The organism is Phytohabitans maris (assembly GCF_031085175.1).
In the GTDB taxonomy this organism is placed as follows: Bacteria; Actinomycetota; Actinomycetes; order Mycobacteriales; family Micromonosporaceae; genus Phytohabitans; species Phytohabitans maris.
In genome coordinates this window covers 72,384-91,743 of record NZ_JAVHUY010000029.1, presented here as the reverse complement: position 1 = coordinate 91,743, position 19,360 = coordinate 72,384, and the positions used below count along the sequence as shown (strand labels likewise).

Below are 19,360 nucleotides of genomic sequence, written 5' to 3'. Positions count from 1 at the left end.
TGCGGCTCCACGGCGACAATCATTGCCAACTCTTGTCAACTCCAGCCCGTTCGATCGATACTTCCAACTATCTGGAGTCGGGCGCGGTCAGGGAAAGGGCACCCACGACCGCCTATGCCAGAGCCGGCCGCCCCCACCGAACAGGCCGTGCATCCTTCTCGCTTCCTGGACGACGGTGAATACCGCTGAAAGAGAGTCTGTCGAAAATATCCATTCGCCGAGCAGAATGTGTGATCGCCCGCGCCAATTGACCGCCGCGGCCGCCAAGCGCTATCCGAACACCCTATTTCAGGAGACGTTCCATGAAGAGACCCAGAGTGACAACGGCGGCGCTGGTGTCGGCCGGCGCGGTCGCGCTGGCATCGACCGCGGTCGCCGCGGCGCTTCCGGCCCGGGCCGCGGCCGCCGGCTGCTCGGTGAACTACACCGTGTCGTCGCAGTGGCAGGGTGGCTTCGGCGCCAACGTCACCATCACCAACCTCGGTGACCCGGTCACGAGCTGGACGCTGACCTGGTCCTACAGTGCCGGCCAGACCGTCACGCAGGCCTGGAACACCGCGCTGGCCCAGAGCGGCGCCGCGGTCACCGCGCGGAACGTCGGTTACAACGGGTCGATCGCGACCGGCGGCACGGCCTCGTTCGGCTTCAACGGCTCGTGGACCGGCAGCAACCCCGCTCCGACCGGCTTCGCGCTGAACGGTGTGGCGTGTACCGGCGGGGTGGCACCGACCACCGCACCTCCGACCACCGGCCCGCCCACCGCACCTCCCACCACGGGCCCGACCACCGTGCCTCCCACCGCGGCGGCGGACATCACGGTGAACAGCGCCACCCGGTACCAGACGATCGACGGGTTCGGGGCCGCGACGGCGATCTGGGGCGGCGCCTGGTCGACGGCCGAGACGCAGACGCTGGTCGGGCTCGGCGCCAACCAGCTGGGCCTGTCGATCGTGCGCACCGGCATCTCGCCGGTATCCAGTGAGTGGTCCACCCACGCGGACGCCTTGAGGACGGCGAAGTCCTACGGATCGGACGTGAAGATCCTGGCGTCGCCCTGGACGGCACCGGCGGCGTGGAAGACGAACAACAGCCGGACCAACGGCGGCAAGCTGAGGACCGACTACTACGACGACTACGCGAACCACCTGAACAGCTATGTCCAGTACATGCGTAACCAGGGTGTGACGGTCGACGTCACCTCCGTGCAGAACGAGCCGGACTGGCACCCGGACTACGACTCGATGGACTGGAGCGGCACCGAGCTGCGCGACTTCGTACGCGACCAGGGCGCGCGGGTGCAGAACACCAGGCTGATGGTCGCCGAGGCGGTGAACCTGAACTACGGCTACACCGATCCGACCCTGAACGACGCGACCGCTCGAAACAACATCGGCTACATCGGCGGCCACCTCTACGGCACCGAGAGCGCCGGCCGGCTGGCGCCGTACCCGCTGGCCGCCCAAAACGACAAGCCGGTGTGGATGACCGAATGGAACCACCACGAGGCCGACGGCAGCGGCTCCAACATCTGGGGCGACCCCGGCAACCAGGCGGTCTGGGACGAGACGCTCGACGACATCATGCGCACCGTGCACAAGTCGATGGAATCCAACTGGAGCGCCTACATCTGGTGGTACGGCAAGCGTTTCTACTCCTTCATCGGCGACGGTGAGGCGGCCTACGGCACCACCGCGGGGGCTCCGCTCAAGCGCGGGTACGCGTTCTCCCAGTACGCCAAGTACGTCCGCCCCGGCTATCAGCGGGTCGCCCTCACCAAGAGTTCCAAGGCCTCGCCGCTCGAAGTGACCGCCTACCAGGGCGGCGGCAAGATCACGCTGGTGATCCTCAACCGGTCGACCAGCGCGGTCGACCACGCGGTGATCCAGGCTCCGCGGAACGTCACCCGCGCCGAGCACTACCTCACCTCGCGGAACGCCAACGCGGCCAGCCAGCCGACCACCGTGAACGCGGGACAGGTCACCGTGAACGTCGGCGCACGCAGCGTCTCCACGGTCGTGTTCACGCTCTGAAGCCCACCGCGAGGCGCATCGCGCGCCCGGAAATGACATGTGAACGTGAACAAGCTCCGTCCCCTATGGAGGATCCCGATGAAGTTCCCCCGTATCCGGTCCCGGCTGGTCGCCGTCTGTACCGTCGGCCTGACCGTGGCCGGGGCCACCGCGGTGCTGACCGCCAACACCGCCCAGGCGGCCGCCGGCTGCCGCGTCGACTACGCCATCGCCAGTTCCTGGCAGGGTGGCTTCGGCGCCAACGTCACCATCACCAACCTCGGCGACCCCGTCAACGGCTGGCGGCTCACCTGGTCGTTCGCCGCCGGGCAGACCGTCACCCAGCTCTGGAACGGCTCGGTCACCCAGTCCGGTGCTCAGGTCACGGTCACCAACGCCAGCTACAACGGCGGCATCCCCACCAACGGCACCACCGCCTTCGGGTTCAACGGCTCCTGGAACGGCTCGAACCCGGTGCCCACCCAGTTCGCGCTGAACGGCACCGCGTGTACCGGTAGCCCGGCACCGACCACCGCACCGCCGACCACACCGCCGCCGACCGGCACGTGCTCGCTTCCGTCGAGCTACCGGTGGACGTCGACGGGTGCGCTGGCGCAGCCGAGGTCGGGGTGGGTTTCGCTCAAGGACTTCACCCACGCCCCGTACAACGGAAGGCAGTTGGTCTACGCCACGACGCACGACACCGGCACGTCGTGGGGTTCGATGAACTTCGGCCTCTTCACCAACTGGTCCGACATGGCCTCGGCCAGCCAGAACCAGATGCCGTTCTCCGCCGTCGCCCCGTCGCTGTTCTACTTCGCCCCGCGCAACGTCTGGGTGCTCGCGTACCAGTGGGGCGGCCCCGCCTTCTCCTACCGGACCTCCAGCGACCCCACCAACGTGAGCTCCTGGTCAGCCCATCAGACACTCTTCACCGGCAGCATCACCGGCTCCAGCACCGGACCCATCGACCAGGCACTCATCGGCGACGACACGACCATGTACCTGTTCTTCGCCGGCGACAACGGCAAGATCTACCGGGCCAGCATGCCCATCGGCAACTTCCCCGGCAGCTTCGGCTCCTCCTCGACCGTGATCATGAGCGACAGCACCAACAACCTGTTCGAGGCGGTCCAGGTCTACAAGCTCCAGGGGCAAAACCGGTACCTCATGCTCGTCGAGGCGATCGGCGCCCAGGGCCGCTACTTCCGCTCCTTCACGGCCACCAGCCTGAACGGATCGTGGACGCCACAGGCCGCGACCGAGAGCAACCCGTTCGCCGGGAAGGCCAACAGCGGCGCCACCTGGACCAACGACATCAGCCACGGCGAACTGATCCGCGCCAACGCCGACCAGACCATGACCGTCGACCCCTGCGACCTGCGGCTGCTCTACCAGGGACGCTCCCCCAGCTCCGGCGGCGACTACGGGCTACTGCCCTACCGGCCGGGCCTGCTGACCCTGCAACGCTAGCGACCCGCGACGGCGGGCTCGGCACCCGGCCGAGCCCGCCCGGCCGGCACCGCGGCGTGCACGGGTCGGTACGGTCGAGCGGGCGATCGCGCTGAGGGTAAGGAGAGAGCGATGAGCGAACCCACGGGCAGGGTGGTGTGCGGCATCACGATCTCGGCCGACGGGTACTCGGCCGGGCTCAACCAGTCCGAGGAACGCCCGTTCGGCGACGACGGCGGCGACGGCTGGGGCGACAAGCTGCACGCCTGGTACGCCGACACACCCGAGGAGAACCAGGCCGAGATCGACGAGATGACCGCGGCCAAGGCGTTCATCATGGGCCGCAACATGTTCGGCCCGGTGCGGGGCGGGTGGGATCGGCAGTGGAACGGCTGGTGGGGCGAGGATCCGCCGTACCACGCGCCGGTCTTCGTGCTCACCCACCACGCGCGCGAGCCGCAGCCGATGAAGGGGGGCACCACGTTCCACTTCGTCACCGACGGGATCGAGTCCGCACTGGCCCAGGCCCGCGCGGCGGCCGGCGACGGCGATGTCGCGATCATGGGCGGCGCGACCACGATCAACCAGTACCTCGCGGCCGGCCTGATCGACGAACTGCGGCTGCACATCGTGCCGCTCACGCTCGGCGCCGGTACGCGGATCTTCGAGGGCGTCCCGCCGCTGCGGCTCGAACAGGTGAAGTCGCGGGCGGCGCGCCTGGTCACGCACGTGACCTACCGCGTGCTGTCCTGAGCCCACGGCGACGCGACAGACGGCTACGGCGGTGGGCCCGAAAGGCACCGCCACCGTATCGGCGAGACCCGCGGCTACCCGAACCGGTCGGCGAGCGCGGTCAGCTTCGCGACGTACGCCGGCCAGTCCTGGTCGTCGGGCACGTTGGTGTTCTCCCGCCGCAAGCCGACCGCCCCGTCGTGCTGCTCGCGCATGATGTCGGCCTGGCCCGCGTGACGGGTGAGGTCGTAGATCACGTGGACGATTATCCGTCGCAGGGTCACGTCCTGGCTGTCGGGCCGCCACCACGGCACCCGCCCCGGGGCGTCGAGCGGTAGCCGCTCGATCGTCTCGTCCGCGAAGGCCGCGACCCGCCGGTAGAGGTCGATCAGCCCGTCTTTCGTCTCGTCCTCCCGCGCGTACCAGTCCGCTTGGGGATCCTCGTCGTACGCGTCCGAAGGGACCAGCTCCTCGGGCGTCGGGAACTCGCGCCCGAAGGTGGGCCCGAGGTAGCCGGCTTCGACGTTGAGGCAATGCTTGATCAGGCCGAGCAGGTTGTTGCCGGTCGGGGTGCGGGGCAGTCTGGCATCGCGTTCGCCCAGCCCGTCGAGCTTCCAGATCAGGGCGTCGCGGGTCGCCTGGAGGTAGTGGTGCAGCACGGTCTTCGGGTCGCCCATGTCAGCCATGCCCGCCAGTCTGCCCCGGCGGACGGCCGGACACCGGCTCCGCCACGGCCTGCCCTGGCCCGTGGCGCCGGTCGAGCCCAGCCGTCATGACGCGGTGGCGGCGGCGACCGCGGGACCGCGGGCGGGTGTGGGCGTCCGCACCCCCTTGGCCAGCAGCCAGGCCACGAACGCGATCTCCGAGAGCCCGGCGACCGCGGTCAGCAGCAGGCCGATGCCGGTGGTGCTCGCGGCCTCCGTTGCGAGGAACGCGATGAAGACGTCGTTGACGAGGTAGCCGGCGCAGCCCACGATCAGCGCGACGCCCAGCGCCTTGGGGAAGTAGCCGGACCTGATCATCAGGTATCCCAGCGGTACCAGCCACAGGCTGTCGAAGACGAACGCGATGCCGACCCCGGTGTCGTACATGTCGAGGTAGTGCAGGGTCAGCGCGTCCGCGCCGGCCTCGCCGAAGGTCCGCGGGTAGGTGTCGCCGGTGGCGACGGCGATCGCGGTGTACCAGTTGAGCAGGCTGAGGCAGGCGGTCGCGGTGCCGATCGCGTTGAGCGTGACCATCGCGATCGCGGCGAGCCGGTCGACGTGCTTGAGCAGCCCGTACAGGACGATCCCGGCGAGCACGAAGCACGGCCCGCCCAGCAGGTAGCTGAGGAAGCCGGCGCGGAACAGCCCGGCCGAGGCGCGGATGTTGTCCGCGGTGGCGGCGGCGTCGCCGGGTTCGACGACGGCGGCGAACACGATCACCCCGAACGCGCCCGCGATCACCATGAGTAGGTAGAGCACCCCCGCGGTCCTCGCGAGGGAATTCGGTGTCGTCATCTCGTTCCTCCTCTCCGCCGCGGCCGTGTCGGCGGTGCGCGCTCACCGGCGCTCGCCGGAGTAGGTGGCCGCAGCGTGGGCCGATATCGACCAGCATCCTCAACAAGCTCGGCGTCGACTCCCGCGCCCAGAACGCCGCCTGGATAGCGGCGCCCGAGCCGTAGCGGGGTGCCGCCGGCCACGACGGCCGTCCCTTCAGGACTCCGAGCCGGACGCGTCGGGGTTCTCGTAGGCGCCGACGATCTGGCCGCGGTCGTTGATGCCGGTCGCCAGGGTTCTGGGCGCGCCCGGGAAGCGGATCGGGGTGACCGGGCCGAGGGCGCCCCGACCGAACAGGAACCCGCGGGCGCCGGCCAGGGTGGGCGCGTCGGTGAGGGTGCTGGCCACGATCTGGCCGTGGTCGTTGATGCCGAAGAGGATGGTGATCGAGGCGCCGGGGATGTCGACGGTGGTGTACCTGCCTCTGTCCCAGAGGAAGCCGTGGATCGCCGCCGCGCCCGGCCGGCCGTAGATGCCGACGACCTGCCCGCGGTCGTTGATGTCGATGGGCTCGGTGAAGGCGGCGCCGGGGACGTCGAGCGTGGTGAACCGGCCCTTGTCCCAGCGGAAGCCGTGCTGGTCGCCGGCGCCGGAGACGTAGATGCCCACCACCTGCCCGCGGTCGTTGACGCTGGACGCCTCGGTCTGGGCCGCACCGGGTACGTCGATCGTGGTGACCTTGCCGCGGTCGAGCAGGAACCCGTGCGCCATCCCGTCGGGGTCGCTCAGGAACGAGACGGTCCGGCTGTACGCGCCGGCGACCACACCACGATCGTTGATCTTGACGACCTCGGTGGCCGTCGCGCCCGGAATGTCGATCTTGGTAATCGCGCCGCGCCGGTCCCGCAGGAACCCGGACTCGCTGCTCGGCCCGAAGTACTCGCCGCTGATCTGGCCACTGTCGTTGATGCCGGCGGCGAGGAATCCCGTGGCGGCCGGCGGCGGGTCGAAGCCGGTGTAGCGCCCCCGCTCCAGCACGAAGCCCGGGAACGGCGAAGACGGGCCGGCGCCCTGGCCGAGACGGGCAACGACGCCGAGGCCGCCGCTGGCGCCGAGCCGGGCCACCCGGTCGCCCGGAGCCGCTGCCGGGGTCTGCCGCGCGGCGGCGCCGGCCGCGCTCACCGTGACCGCCGAAAGCACGACCACGCCGGTGACCGCCGAACGGATGCGGCGGCGCGCTGTCGAAAGCATGCCGATGTCCCTCCTGTGCGGGGTCTCTCTCTTCATATCCGCACCATCGACGCCCGCGGATCAGTCCCGGCCTGGCCACCTCGGTACCAGACACGCAGCGCCCAGGTCACGGCCGCCACCGCGGCGGGGTCGCGGAAGCGAACCGACAGGACGCGAGCCGCCGGTCGGCCTGGCGTCAACCGGCGCTGAGGAGGTACTCGATGACGTCCACGGCGTCGTAGCCCCCGTCGCGCAGCACGTGGGGTAGGAACGCCAGATCCTGGCCGAGCGTGACCAGCGGCGGCTCGCGGTAGCCGTCGGCGCGGTGCTGGCCCAGCCCGATGGTGGCGGTCAGCCCGTTGCACAGGCATCGGGCGGTGACCGCGTCGGCCGGGTCGCCACCCTTGCGCGCGAACGTCTCGATCGGCTCGGCCGGGCAGCGGTAGCCGATCTTCCCGTCCGGCTTGCGGTAGGGGCCGCGCAGGTAGCCGAGGTCGCAGCGGCGCGGCCGGGCGGCGTACACGTCCTGCTCGGACACGGTGCCGGGCAGGTGGGCGACCTTGAACGGGAAGCCGGTCGGTGAGGCGGCGGGGTGGTTGCGCACCGTCAGGGTGCCGCCGGCCGCGGCGGCCAGCAGCCGCTGCCGGATCCGCGGGTCCAGGCCCGATTGGCGGCACAGCGCGAACGCCGTGCCCACCTGTACCCCAGCGGCGCCCGCCGCGCGGGCCTCGGCCAGCCGGGCCGGAGTGGCGTACCCGCCGGCGAGCCAGAACGGCAGGCCGGCGGCCCGGACCTTCGCCACGTCGATCTGGTCGCGGGGTCCGTAGATCGGCTCGCCGGCCCCGGTCAGGGTGAGCCGTCCGCGGGGGCGGGCGCTGTGCCCGCCGGCCACCGGGGTCTCCAGCACGAACCCGTCCGGGCGGGTCGCGGGGTCCCTGGTCAGGTAGCCGACCAGGGCGGCGGAGGAGACGATCGCCAGCAGCCGCGGCCGGTGCAGCGGCGGCGGCACCGCGCCGAGCAGCGCGGCCGGTTCGATGTGGACGGTGTGCCGCTCGCCGGCCGGGGCGCCGTCCACCGCGATCGGCAGCGTGGCCGGCGCGTGCCGGGCGAGCGCGTCGAGCAGTCGCGGGATCTCGGTGGGCAGCCCGGCACCCATCAGGACGGCGTCGACGCCGGCCAGCATGGCCCCGTACAGCGCCGCCGGGGTGGCCAGCTGGATCTTCTCCAGGTAGTTGATGCCGACCGGACCGTGGTGGCCTTCCTTGGCCAGGAACACCTCGACGAAGTTGCCCACCACGGCCAGCTGCTGCGCCTGCCGCCGCGGCGAGACGCCGATGTGCTGGATCGGCCGGAACGGCTGGCCCTCCGGTATCCCGCCGGGCACGAAGAACCGGTCCAGGATCTGCTGGGCGAGCGCGCGGTCCGGGAAGCGGTCGAGCGCCCGGCGCAGGTGGCCGCCCGGGTCGCCGCGCTGCAACCGGCGGGTCAGCAACGCGTCCAGCGCCACCCCGGACACCACACCCAACTGGCCGGCCCGCGCGACCGCGCGAGCCAGCGGCCAGCCGGAGACGCCGACGCCCATGCCGCCCTGGACGATGGCCGGCAGGTCCCGGCCACCCCACACGAGGCGGCCGCCCCGTACGTCACCAGCCGTCACCCGGCACCTCTTCCGCACGTCGAACATGGCCGACGCCCAGCCTTTCCACCCTGGTAGGGGCGTCGGTAGCGCCGCACGTCACCGCGGCTCGGGACCATGGGCCCTTGACCCTCCACGGTGCGACCGCCGCCAGCCACGCCGACGCCCGCTCGCCCGGCGGCGGCGGACAAGACGCGGCCCCGGGCACGGGGCGATCAGGTGACCGCGAGGATCAGCAGGAGGAGGAGCGAGGCGGCGATCTCGATGATGCCGACCTGTTTCGGGGCCATGGGTCGTTTGGGGAAGACCGTCGCGCGGGCCAGCAGCAGGGCGAACAGGATCGCGATCGGCTGGTGCCACCAGGCCGCCGCGGCGAGGATCGCCAGGTGGTAGGCGACGGAGGCGCGGTAGTAGCCGGTGTGGCCCCGCTCGCGGATCATGGTTTTGACGTAGGGCACGGTGCCGGCGAGGTACCCGGTCACGACGAGGAACGCGGGCAGCGCCTCGGCCGGTGGTGCTGTGCTGGTCGTGGCGCAGACGAAGACCATGAGGCAGCTCTGCGCCACGGAGGCGAGGTCGTTGAGGAGGGCGCGCTCGTTACGGCGGGCGGCGTAGCCGAGGTTGATCGCGAGCAGGGTCGCGTAGGCCGGGGCGTACCAGAGCAGTTGCGGCCGCAGGGCCAGCACCGGCGCGGCGAGCAGCGCGGTCGGGGCGGCGTAGAGGCACAGCTGGGCGCGGACCCGTCCGGGCCGGCGGGTCTTGACGGCTTGCAGCAGGTAGTAGCTGAACAGGTAGCCGGCCAGCCAGGCGCCGAGCAGTGGCAGGTGCGGCCAGGTGAACCCGGTGGTGAGGACCCCGGCCAGCCAGGGCAGCAGCAGCATGGCCCAGGCCCCGTGCTGGGGCGGGATGTACCGGCGCAGCCTGCGCCGGCGCGGCGCCGTTGGGCGGCGTGGGGTGGTCGGCGGCGTGGTCATGGCGCGCCCTTCAGGTGGCCAGGAACCCGCGCTCGCCGCCATGTCGGGTTCACGGATCGGTCGGACCGGATCATCGTGACCCCGCCCCCGCCGATGGGTCGGGGCCGCGCAGCCGGGCGACGCAGGCGTTCGGCGCGGCGAACGGCTCCAGGACGGCCTCGCCGTCCGGTGCGCCGGCGCGCCGCAGGACCCCGCTGATCATGCCGGCGTGCAGGGCGCACATCACGTCGGGCTGCTGCCCGACCAACTCCAGGAACGGGCACGTGCGCAGGTGCACCTCCACCTCGCCTTCGGCCGTCCCCGGTTCGCGCCGGGGGTCGAACCCCAGCCGGTCCAGCACAGCCACCGCCGTCTCGACCGGGCCGGCGGCGCCGGCCTCGCCGGCCGCGAGCTGGTTGCCCCACGCCCGCCCCGCCGCGACCGCGGCCGGGCGGCCGCCGCCGGCGGTGGCCAGGTGCGCCAGCAGCGCCGCCGCCAGGGTCCGGTACGGAGCCGGGGCCGGCTCGGCGGCGGCGGCCCGGTACCGCCACGCGGGCCGGCCGGGTGTCCCGCCGCTGGCCCGCGCCTTGACCAGCAGACCCGCCTCGACCAGCCGGTCCAGGTGGGCACGCACCGTCGAGAAGTGCAGACCGGTCCGCTCGGCGACGTCGCCGGCGGTCAGGCCGGCGTCGGCGGTGCCGACCAGGCGCAGGATCGTCACCCGGCTGGCCGAGCCGAGCGCCCGGTGCCGGGGGGTGTCGATCGTCTCGCCCGAAGGGCCTGTCCCCACAGTTTCCATGTCGACTAACGTTATAACGTCGAACGACCTCAAAAATAGGGACGGGGTGCCATGTCACAGCCGAACACAGATCACGCCGACCAGACCCGCCAGGCCGCCGATCGCCGCGCCGCGCGGGCCGTCGTTCGCCATCACGCCGCCCTCGCCACCACGCTCGCCGACCACGTGGCGGCGCTGCTCGAGGCGGCCTCGATCGGCAGCTCACGGCGCACCTGGCAGCGGCGCGACCAGCCGACCGGCTGGCTGCACGCCGAACTGCTACCGCACGCCGCGGCCGAGGAGGCGGCCATGTACCCGTGCGCCGCCGCCCAACCCGGCGGCCAACTGCTCGTGGACGGCATGATGTCCGAACACCGGGCGATCACCGCCCTGGTCGGCGAGGTGGAGACCGCGACCACGCCGATGACCGCCGCCGCGGCGGCCCGCGCACTGTCCGCGCTGTTCGCCGCGCACCTGGCCAAGGAGAACGACCTGATCCTGCCGCTGCTGGTCACCGCCGAGCAGGTGTCCCTGGCCGACCTGCTGGACGGCATGCACGAACTGCTCGGCACCGCGCGGGCATCCGGCGACCACGGCGACTGCGGCTGCGGCGACGCGAGCGACCGCGGCGTGACTGGTCTCACCGCCGCCGGCCGCGACCACACAAGGCACGGCGGGCAGCGGTGAGACGTGCCTGCGGCGTCAGCGGGACGGCCGCGGCGTGGTGGGCGGGGTGTAGCGGGTGAACCCGGGCGGCAGCACGCCCTTGGTGAAGGTGCCCAGGTCCAGCACCTGATGGAAGTGCGGGTCGAACCCGTTCGCCGCCGCGTTCAGCCGGCCCGGGCTGGTCTCCGGCCACCGGCCCGTCTCCACCTTGGCCAGCAGCGCGCGCAGGGCGGTCACCTCCTCCGCGGCGCTGAACGAGCAGTGGCCGCCCCGCTCCACGTACAGCTGGCGCAGCTGGCCCGGATCGCCGGCGCGGCGGACCTGCCGCGCGTACCACCGCTCCTGGTCCGGCGACGCCCCACCGTCGCCCGTGGTGTGCAACGACAGCACCGGCACCGGCGTACGCCCGACCGGCACCCCGTACTGGTACATGTAGCGGACCGCACCGGGCCGCGGCGCGATCCGCGGCGCCGCCGCCAGCGTGGCCAGGTCCGCACGCAGATCCAGCCCGGCGTCCCGGTACGCCCGCCGGACCGCGTCGTGCTGGCTGGATCGCGTGAGCTGCCGGGCGTAGTCCACTCCGGCGTTCCACAGTGGATTGCCACCGGCCACCTCGGCGATGCCGGCGAACGCGACCGGACCGTTGCCGTAGACCTTCGCCCACTTGACCCACTCGACCTGCTGCTGGATCCAGCCGGCCGGGTCGGTCGGCTTCGGCTGCAACGAGAAGTACCACCCGGTGACATTGCCGAACGCGGCGGCCAGCGCGAGCCGCGCCTGCCCCTGCGGCGTGGTCCGCGCCCGGTCGACCGCCGCCACCATCGCGTCGCGGCTGGCGACCGGATCGGCGGCGCCCACCAGGTCGATGTCCTCGCCCGCGGCGAGCAGCGTCTTGACCGCGAAGTTGACGTCCAGAGCCGTGTTGAACGTGTTCAACGGGTCATAGGCACCGCACAGCGTCAGCAGGCCGTCGAACCGCCGCGGGTACCGCTCGACGAGCAGCGTCGAGATCGCGACGCCGAGCGACTGTCCAGTCACCACAGTCCGATGTGGTCTACCCAGATTCGCCTCGAACCAGTCAAGCAGCGCCAACTGGTCCTGGATCGCGTCCTCGACCAGGTAGCCGACGCCGTCGTCCTGGTACATCGAGGCGGCCAGCGCGTAGCCGTGGTCGAGCAGCCACTCCTCGCTCTCCTCGGCGTTGGCCACCAGTATGTCCTGGATCGGGAAGTCAGGCGGATAGTAGCCGTGGCTGAACAAGACCAGCGTGCCGTTCCAGTCCGCCGGTGTCTCCACCCGATACTCCGCGCCGTCGATCACGCCGGTGTAGCTGTGCCGGCCGCCCGTGGCCGCCTCCGCCGGCGCGCTCGTCGCCGACCCGCCGACCAGCAGGCCGGCGACCAGTGCCACAAACACCTTCTTCATACTCGTCCCCCAGTAGGGCGGTCGACCTCCCATCGAGGTCGATACCTCCTATTGACCGCCGGAGGAGGCCAAACTCATCGGTCGGCGTGCGCCGCGCCAGCCGGAGCGGGGCCGGCGAGGACCGGCGCGCCAGGACGGCCAGGTCCTTAGTGGAGCCAGAGCGGCGCCGGACGGCGGTGGGTGCCGCCCCGAGCCAGGTCGCGGGCGGCACCCACCGGTGGACGTTCCCGGTCTCAGACGATGTGGACGATGACCCGCTGGTACCGGGTGAGCGCCGGCTTGCCGGTGTCCGTGGCCTCCAGGATCAGGTGCACGGTCTCCCCCGGCTTGGCGTCGGCCGGGATGGTGACGGCGGTGCGGAGCGCGGTGCTGTCGGCGATGGCCACCTCGCCGGCGTAGGTGTCGGCTTCGCGGTACTGCCACCACCGGACGCCGACCCGGTCGCCGTCGGGGTCGCGGACGGCGTCGCTGACGGTGATCCGGCTGCCCGGCCGGGCCTTGACGTCCACGCCGCTCTTGACGCTGACGACCGGGTGGTGGTTGGCGTCGGCGTAGCTGTCGGCGCTCATCCAGCCCAGCCGGGCGGCGAAGTCGAGCTGTTCGGCCTCGGCCCACCGGCCGCTGCCGTACCCGCGGACCTCCACGCCGGCCTTGTTCTTCTCCGCCGGCCCGGAGACCCAGTAGTTCGGGGTGGTCGTGCTCTGCACGACCCGGTGTCCCCAGCCGCCGTACGTCCAGTCCTCCAGGCTGCGCAGCCCGGTGTCGAACAGGTAGATGAAGGCGGGGTTGTCGCCCTCGGAGAGGAAGTCGAACCGTTCCCGCGGCGGCAGCCAGCCGCTGGTGTTGGTCAGGTCGCCGAAGATGTCGAGCGGGTCGCCGGCGAGGGCCTTCTTGTCGCCCCAGACCCGGTACTTGTCGCCGAGCGGGCCGTTCTCCAGAATGTTCGCCGCGATCCACCGGCCGTCGAAGTACTTGAGCGCCTCGGGGTCCACCGGCTTGGTGGAGTTCTTGCCGTAGAAGCCCCAGGTGCCGGAGCCGACGTTGGTGGTCAGGATCTTCGGCCACTTGACGCTGATGTACTGGTCGTAGGTGGTGTCCTGCTTGCCCTGCATGGTGATGACGGCCTTCGCGGAGACCTTCTCGTAGATCTTCGTCCACTGTGGCGTGTCGCGGTACTGCTCCTCGATGGAGAGCAGCGCGCGGGCGATGGTGTTGCTGCCGCCCCACACCTGCAGGTAGACCGGCCCGCCCTTGTTGTCCAGCAGGACCTTCTTGATGGCGTCCGAGCCTTCGGTGTCGGCGGCCATGTCGCCCTCGAAGTTGATGTTGCCGACCTTCACGAGGCTGAGCAGGTGCTGGGGCGTCGGGTAGCCGCGGTCGTGCTTGAGCAGGTTGCGGTACCCCTTGGCGTACTCGGCGATGAGGTTCTGGATGTGCTCGGTGCCGGTCCACCGCCAGGAGGTGACCGGCTCCGTGTACTCGCGGCCGGGCAGGAAGAACGGCGTGCCCTTGCCGTCGCCGGCGAAGTGGAACCGGGAGCTCGTGTAGACGATCGCCTCCGTGTCGACCTCGTTGGTGTAGAGCAGGTAGCGGATCACCGAGTTGTAGTCGTCGGTCTCGATGTCAGTGGTGACGATCGTGCGTGGCTTGTCGCGCCGGTCGCCGTCGCCGTGCGAGCCTCCGCGGTCGGTCGCCCGCGGCTCGGCGCTGGCCTGGGCGGCGCCGACCGTCGCCGGCAGCGCGAGTACCACGGCCATCGACAGGCAGACTCTCGCGTACCTCTTCCAGCGGCCGGACCCGGCCACCGGTACTTGCCCGCTCATCGCTTCTCCTTTTGCGGCGTCTCCCCCGTGCTGAAAGGCGGCTCACGTGAATAGAAATTCACTATGGATGAACTATGCAACGGCACCGTAACGGGCCGGCAATCCGCCGTCAAGGAGTTCCGGTGGGTGATGATCATGGGCGGGAGCACGCGGGACGCCCGAACCGGTAACGAGTACGCAACCAGCCCTTGACACGCCGCCGCCAACGAGCCGTAACCTGATCGCTAGTTGATTCAAGGTCGAATGGATATTCGCTAGCGGGTGGGTGATGGACGCGGTCTTGTCGGTCGACCAGGGCACGACGAACACCAAGGCGCTGCTCGTCGACGCCGGCGGTACGGTCCTGGCGCGCGGCTCCGCCCCGGTCGGCGTCGCGTTTCCGCGTCCCGGCTGGGTCGAGCAGGACGCCGCCGACATCTGGCGCAGCGTCGAGCTGGCCGTGCGCGACTGCCTGGCCGCCGCCGCAGGCGTGACGCCGGCGGCGGTCGCCGTGTCGAACCAGCGGGAGTCGGTCGTGGCCTGGGACCGGGGCACCGGCCGGCCGATCGGTCCGGTGCTGGGCTGGCAGGACGCCCGGGCCGCCGACCGGTGCGACGAGCTGGCGAGGGCGGGGCTCGGCGGGGCCGTACGCCGGCGCACCGGCCTGCCGCTGGACCCGATGTTCTCCGCGCCCAAGATGGCCTGGCTGCTGGGGGCGGCGGGGCCGGGCGGGGCCGGCGTCGCGCTCGGTACGGTCGACGCCTGGCTGGTGTGGCGGCTGACCGGCGGGGCGGTGTTCGCCTGCGAGGCCGGCAACGCCTCCCGCACGCTGCTGTTCGACCTGGCCACGCTGGACTGGCACGACGAGCTGCTCGACGCGTTCGGCGTGCCGCGCGCCGTCCTGCCGGAGGTCCGCGCCTCGGACGCCGGTTTCGGGGTCACCGCCGACCTGGGGTTCCTGCCGCCCGCGCTGCCGGTGGCCGCCGTGCTGGCCGACTCGCACGCCGCCCTGTACCAGCACGGCTGCCGGCTGCCCGGGAGCGGCAAGTCGACCTACGGCACGGGTTCGTCGGTGATGGCGCCGGTGGCCCGGCTGGACGACCCGCCGGCCGGGGTCGCCACGACGCTCGCCTGGCTGACCGGCCGGCCGACGTACGCCCGGGAGGGCAACATCATCGCCTCCGGCGCCGCGCTGGCGTGGATGGCCCGCACCCTCGACCTGCCCGACGCCACCCATCTGGACAAGGCCGCCGAGGCGGTGGACGACACCGGCGGCGTGCATTTCGTGCCGGCCTTCTCCGGGCTCGGCGCGCCGTACTGGGACCGGTCCGCGACCGGCCTGCTCACCGGCGTCACCGGCGGCACCGAGCGCGCGCACCTGGCGCTGGCCGCGCTGGAGAGCGTCGCGCACCAGGTCGCCGACGTGGTCGAGGCGATCGAGGCGAGCCCCGGGGCCGCCATCGAGGTGCTGCACGCGGACGGCGCGGCCACGGCCAGCCGGCGGCTGATGCGGATCCAGGCCGACCTGCTCGGCCGGCCGGTGCGGGTGACCGACCTGCCGGACGCGTCGGCGCTCGGCGCGGCCACGCTCGCCCGGCAGGCCCTGGGCCTGACCGCTTCGCCCGTTCCGGCCGGTTCCCCCGGCGTTGAGGCGGCGCCGGCGGCCGCTGGGACGCTGGTCGAGCCGGCGCTCGCCGCCGGCGTGCGGGCCGCCCGGCGGGCGGCCTGGTCCGGTGCGGTCGCCCGGTCGCGGGTCCGCACCCCCTTGGCCGAATCCCCCGGCACCGGCCGCTGACCCACCTCAGGAGAGGACGACCCCGCGATGACCCAACGAGCCCGACCCGCCGCCGTGACCCTGCTGCGACGCCCGTCGCTGATCGCCGGCGTGCTGCTGCTGGCGCTGGCGGTCGCGATCGCCGCGACCACCAAGGTGGTCGACACGGACGAGGCGGCGTCCGCGGGCGGCCACCGTTTCGACGCCACCGAGTACGCCACCGAGCGGTACGACTCGGAGGTCGTGCCCGCGATCGAGAAGAACGCGACCGCGATCGCCGAGCTGCTGACCGCGATCGCCGCCGACCCGCAGGCCGCCGGTGAGCGGTACGGGCACCGGGACGGCCCGAACGCCCGGTACGCGTTCGCCGCCTCCGGCACCGGCGTGGCCGGGAAGGTCTCCGGCACGCTGCTGCCGCTGGAGATCGCCGGCCTGCCCGAGGGCGTGCGGGTCAGCCTCCAGATCGGGCCGGCGATCAACGGCACCGCCCTGCGCGACGCGACCGGGCTGATCACGTTCGACCAGTTCCTCAACCAGCTCGAGTACGCCGACGCGTCGACCGAGCTCAACAACCAGGTCAAGGCGAAGGTACTGGCCGGAGTGGACGCCGCCGGCGCGGAGGGCAGCCAGGTGTCGTTCGTCGGCGCGTTCACGTACGGCGGCAACCCGAAGCTGATCCAGGTCACCCCGATCCGCCTGGAGATCGCGCCATGAGCCCGGCCGCGGGCCGGCCGGTGGTCATGCGGGCCAGCGCGGTCGCGAAGGTGTACGGCGGCACGCACGCGCTCAAGGGCGTCGACTTCAGCGTCCGCGCCGGGGCGGTCACCGCCCTGTTCGGCGAGAACGGCGCGGGCAAGTCCACGCTGATGAAGATCCTGGCCGGCGTCGAGCAGCCCTCCACCGGCACGATCGAGCTGGACGGCGAGCCGGTCGCGTTCCGATCGGCGGCGGACGCGGTCGCCCACGGCGTGGCGATCATCCACCAGGAGCTCAACCTCTGCCCCAACCTCAGCGTCACCGACAACGTCTTCCTCGGGCGCGAGCGCACCGGCCGCGGTGGCCTGGTCAGCTCGCGCGCCCAGCGGCAGGCGACGGCCGCGCTGCTGGAGCGGCTGGAGGAGCCGATCGACCCGGACGCCCTCGTCGGCGACCTGCGCCTGGGCCAGCAGCAGATCGTCGAGATCGCGCGGGCCATCTCGTTGGACGCCCGGGTGCTCATCATGGACGAGCCCACCTCCGCGCTGAGCGCCTCCGAGGTCGAGGTGCTCTTCCGGGTGATCCACGAGCTGACCGGCAACGGCGTGGCGGTCGTCTACATCTCCCACCACCTGGAGGAGGCGCTGGAGATCGCCGACGACGTGGCGGTGCTGCGCGACGGCGCGCTGGTCGCCACCGGGCGGGCCGCCGAGGTCGACCTGGCCTGGATCGTGGCGAACATGGTCGGGCGCAGCCCCGACGACCTGTACCCGCGGCTGGAGCTGCCGGCCGGCGACCCGGTCCTGGAGATCGAGGGGCTGAGCGTGGTCGACCCGACCAACCCGGCCCGGCTCGCCGTCGAGGAGCTCAGCCTCACCGTCCGGGCCGGACAGATCGTCTGCCTGTACGGCCTCATGGGCGCCGGCCGCACCGAGCTGCTCGAGGCGCTCGCCGGCCGCCTGCCGGCACGCGCCGGTACCGTCCGGGTCGACGGCCGGGACGTCACCGGGGCGAGCGTCGGCGAGCGGATCGGCCTCGGCCTGGTGCTGGTGCCCGAGGACCGCCAGCGCGACGGCCTGGTGCAGACCATGTCGGTCGGCGACAACCTCTCGCTGGCCTCGATCGGGCGGTTCCTGTTCGGCCCGTTCGTCGCCGGCCGGCGCGAGTCCGCGGCGATCGACCGGGTCAGCGCCGACGTCACGGTCAAGGCGGCCGGCCCGACCGCGCCGATCACCTCGCTCTCCGGCGGCAACCAGCAGAAGGTCGTCATCGGCAAGGCGCTGCTCACCGAGCCCCGCGCGCTGCTGCTGGACGAGCCGACCCGCGGCATCGACGTCGGCGCCAAGGCCGACATCTTCGCGCTGATGGCCGAGCAGGCCCGGCGCGGCGTCGCGGTGCTGTTCGCCACCTCGGAGCTGAGCGAGGCGCTGAACGCGGCCACCCACGTGGTGGTGATGTACCGCGGCCGGGTGATGCAGCTGCTCGACCCGGCCACGACCAGCAAGGAACAGCTCATGGCGGTCTCCGGCGAAGCCGAGCCGACCCCACCCGCGAACGGAGCCACCGCATGACCGGGACCAGTACCCGTACCAGCCGACCGGCCGCGGCCGGCGCGTCCGAGCCCGCGGCCCGGCCCCGCCCGGCGTGGACCCGGCGGCTGGGCGACGCGGCGCTGGAACTTCGCGCGTTCATCGCCCTCGCGGTGATCGTCGTCGTCTTCGCCTCGCTCTCCGACACGTACCTGACCAGCAGCAACCTCATCACGATGACCCGGCACGTGGCGATCAACGCGATCCTCGCGCTGGGCATGCTGCTGGTCATCCTCACCGGCGGCATCGACCTGTCGGTCGGGTCGATCGTCGGGCTCTCCGGCGTCGTCGCCGGCGTCCTGCTGCAGGGCTGGCAGATCAACTCCCTCGACGTCGTGCTGTACCCCCAGGTGTGGGCGGTCATCGTCATCTCGCTCGCGGTCGGCATGGTGGTCGGCGCGATCAACGGCCTGCTCGTGTCGCGGTTCAAGCTGGCCCCGTTCATCACCACGCTCGGCATGCTCTACGTGGCCCGGGGCATCGCCCTGCTGATCTCCAACGGCTCCACGTTCCCGCGCCTGTCCGGCAGCCCGGAGCTGGGCAACACCGGCTTCGGGTTTCTCGGCGGCGGCCGGATCGTCGGCATACCCACCTCGATCTGGATCATGGTGTTGCTCGCCGCCCTGGCCACCGTCCTGATCCGCCGGATGCCGTTCGGCCGCTGGCTGTACAGCGTCGGCGGCAACGAACGGGCCGCCGAGCTCTCCGGCGTGCCGATCCGCCGGGTCAAGATGTGGGTCTACATGCTCTCCGGCTTCTGCGCCGCGATGGTCGGCCTGATCATCGCCTCGGAGCTGACCTCCGCCGCGCCGCAGACCGGCGAGACCTTCGAGCTCAACGCGATCGCCGCCGTGGTGATCGGCGGCGCGTCGCTGGCCGGCGGCCGGGGCACCGTCCGCGGCGCCCTGGTCGGCGCGTTCGTGATCGGGTTCCTCTCCGACGGCCTGGTGATGGTCGGCGTCTCCACGTTCTGGCAGATCGTGATCAAGGGCGCGGTGATCATCTTCGCCGTGCTGCTGGACCAGGGCCAGCAGCGCCTCAAACGCTCCTCGGCGGCGACCGCGGCAGCGGCCCGCACCGGCCCGCCACCGCCGTCGCCGGCACCCCACCCCGAGAAAGTCCCCGATTAAGGAGGCACCA

The 19,360-nt window shown here is 72.0% G+C and carries 16 protein-coding genes; 8 read left to right on the top strand and 8 right to left on the bottom strand.

Going from position 1 to position 19,360, the window contains the following annotated elements:
* Positions 1-302: 302 nt before the first annotated feature.
* The 3 genes from RB614_RS27670 to RB614_RS27660 all read left to right on the top strand — a co-directional run bounded on the left by RB614_RS27670 (position 303) and on the right by RB614_RS27660 (position 4,214).
* Positions 303-2,030 (top strand): cellulose binding domain-containing protein, encoded by a 1,728-nt coding sequence (locus RB614_RS27670; protein ID WP_308715579.1) that lies wholly within the window; start codon positions 303-305, stop codon positions 2,028-2,030.
* Between the two features lie 78 nt (positions 2,031-2,108).
* On the top strand, positions 2,109-3,482 hold the full coding sequence (locus RB614_RS27665) for a non-reducing end alpha-L-arabinofuranosidase family hydrolase (protein WP_308715578.1): 1,374 nt from the start codon (positions 2,109-2,111) through the stop codon (positions 3,480-3,482).
* 111 nt (positions 3,483-3,593) lie between these two features.
* A complete protein-coding gene (locus tag RB614_RS27660) occupies positions 3,594-4,214 on the top strand; it encodes a dihydrofolate reductase family protein (protein ID WP_308715577.1) in 621 nt (206 codons plus the stop codon).
* A 74-nt stretch (positions 4,215-4,288) separates the two neighbouring features.
* Here RB614_RS27660 and RB614_RS27655 read toward each other — a convergent pair whose 3' ends face one another.
* The 6 genes from RB614_RS27655 to RB614_RS27630 form a co-directional block, all read right to left on the bottom strand.
* Positions 4,289-4,879, bottom strand: coding sequence for a DinB family protein (locus RB614_RS27655; RefSeq protein WP_308715576.1), 591 nt, complete (start codon positions 4,877-4,879; stop codon positions 4,289-4,291).
* An 84-nt stretch (positions 4,880-4,963) separates the two neighbouring features.
* Positions 4,964-5,692 carry a DUF4386 domain-containing protein gene (locus tag RB614_RS27650; RefSeq protein WP_308715575.1) on the bottom strand — a complete coding sequence of 243 codons (729 nt, stop codon included), beginning with the start codon at positions 5,690-5,692 and terminating at the stop codon, positions 4,964-4,966.
* A 195-nt stretch (positions 5,693-5,887) separates the two neighbouring features.
* Entirely contained in the window at positions 5,888-6,922 is a 1,035-nt protein-coding gene (locus RB614_RS27645) for a hypothetical protein (RefSeq protein ID WP_308715574.1), read from the bottom strand.
* A gap of 175 nt (positions 6,923-7,097) precedes the next feature.
* A complete protein-coding gene (locus RB614_RS27640; protein WP_308715623.1) occupies positions 7,098-8,483 on the bottom strand; it encodes a nitronate monooxygenase in 1,386 nt (461 codons plus the stop codon).
* A gap of 269 nt (positions 8,484-8,752) precedes the next feature.
* A complete protein-coding gene (locus tag RB614_RS27635) occupies positions 8,753-9,553 on the bottom strand; it encodes a YwiC-like family protein (RefSeq protein WP_428983118.1) in 801 nt (266 codons plus the stop codon).
* Positions 9,554-9,581: 28 nt separating this feature from the next.
* Positions 9,582-10,280, bottom strand: coding sequence for a helix-turn-helix transcriptional regulator (locus RB614_RS27630; RefSeq protein WP_308715622.1), 699 nt, complete (start codon positions 10,278-10,280; stop codon positions 9,582-9,584).
* A gap of 60 nt (positions 10,281-10,340) precedes the next feature.
* On the opposite strand from RB614_RS27630, the gene RB614_RS27625 reads away from it, so the two are divergent.
* Positions 10,341-10,955 (top strand): hemerythrin domain-containing protein, encoded by a 615-nt coding sequence (locus RB614_RS27625; RefSeq protein ID WP_308715572.1) that lies wholly within the window; start codon positions 10,341-10,343, stop codon positions 10,953-10,955.
* 15 nt (positions 10,956-10,970) lie between these two features.
* Here the strand turns inward: RB614_RS27625 and RB614_RS27620 are convergent, their stop codons facing one another.
* On the bottom strand, positions 10,971-12,359 hold the full coding sequence (locus tag RB614_RS27620; RefSeq protein ID WP_308715571.1) for a hypothetical protein: 1,389 nt from the start codon (positions 12,357-12,359) through the stop codon (positions 10,971-10,973).
* 233 nt (positions 12,360-12,592) lie between these two features.
* Positions 12,593-14,182: a DUF1593 domain-containing protein gene (locus RB614_RS27615; protein WP_308715570.1), complete on the bottom strand. Its 1,590-nt coding sequence runs from the start codon at positions 14,180-14,182 to the stop codon at positions 12,593-12,595.
* A 268-nt stretch (positions 14,183-14,450) separates the two neighbouring features.
* Between RB614_RS27615 and RB614_RS27610 the strand changes: the two genes are divergently transcribed.
* The 4 genes from RB614_RS27610 to RB614_RS27595 are packed head-to-tail and all read left to right on the top strand — an operon-like array spanning position 14,451 to position 19,350.
* A complete protein-coding gene (locus RB614_RS27610; protein ID WP_308715569.1) occupies positions 14,451-15,956 on the top strand; it encodes an FGGY-family carbohydrate kinase in 1,506 nt (501 codons plus the stop codon).
* 27 nt (positions 15,957-15,983) lie between these two features.
* The gene (locus tag RB614_RS27605) at positions 15,984-16,649 is read left to right on the top strand and encodes a DUF2291 family protein (protein ID WP_308715568.1); all 666 of its coding nucleotides are present in this window, start codon (positions 15,984-15,986) and stop codon (positions 16,647-16,649) included.
* Positions 16,646-18,202: a sugar ABC transporter ATP-binding protein gene (locus RB614_RS27600; protein WP_308715567.1), complete on the top strand. Its 1,557-nt coding sequence runs from the start codon at positions 16,646-16,648 to the stop codon at positions 18,200-18,202. The genes RB614_RS27605 and RB614_RS27600 overlap by 4 nt, the downstream gene beginning before the upstream one ends.
* A complete protein-coding gene (locus RB614_RS27595) occupies positions 18,199-19,350 on the top strand; it encodes an ABC transporter permease (RefSeq protein WP_308715566.1) in 1,152 nt (383 codons plus the stop codon). The genes RB614_RS27600 and RB614_RS27595 overlap by 4 nt, the downstream gene beginning before the upstream one ends.
* The last annotated feature ends 10 nt before the right edge of the window (positions 19,351-19,360 follow it).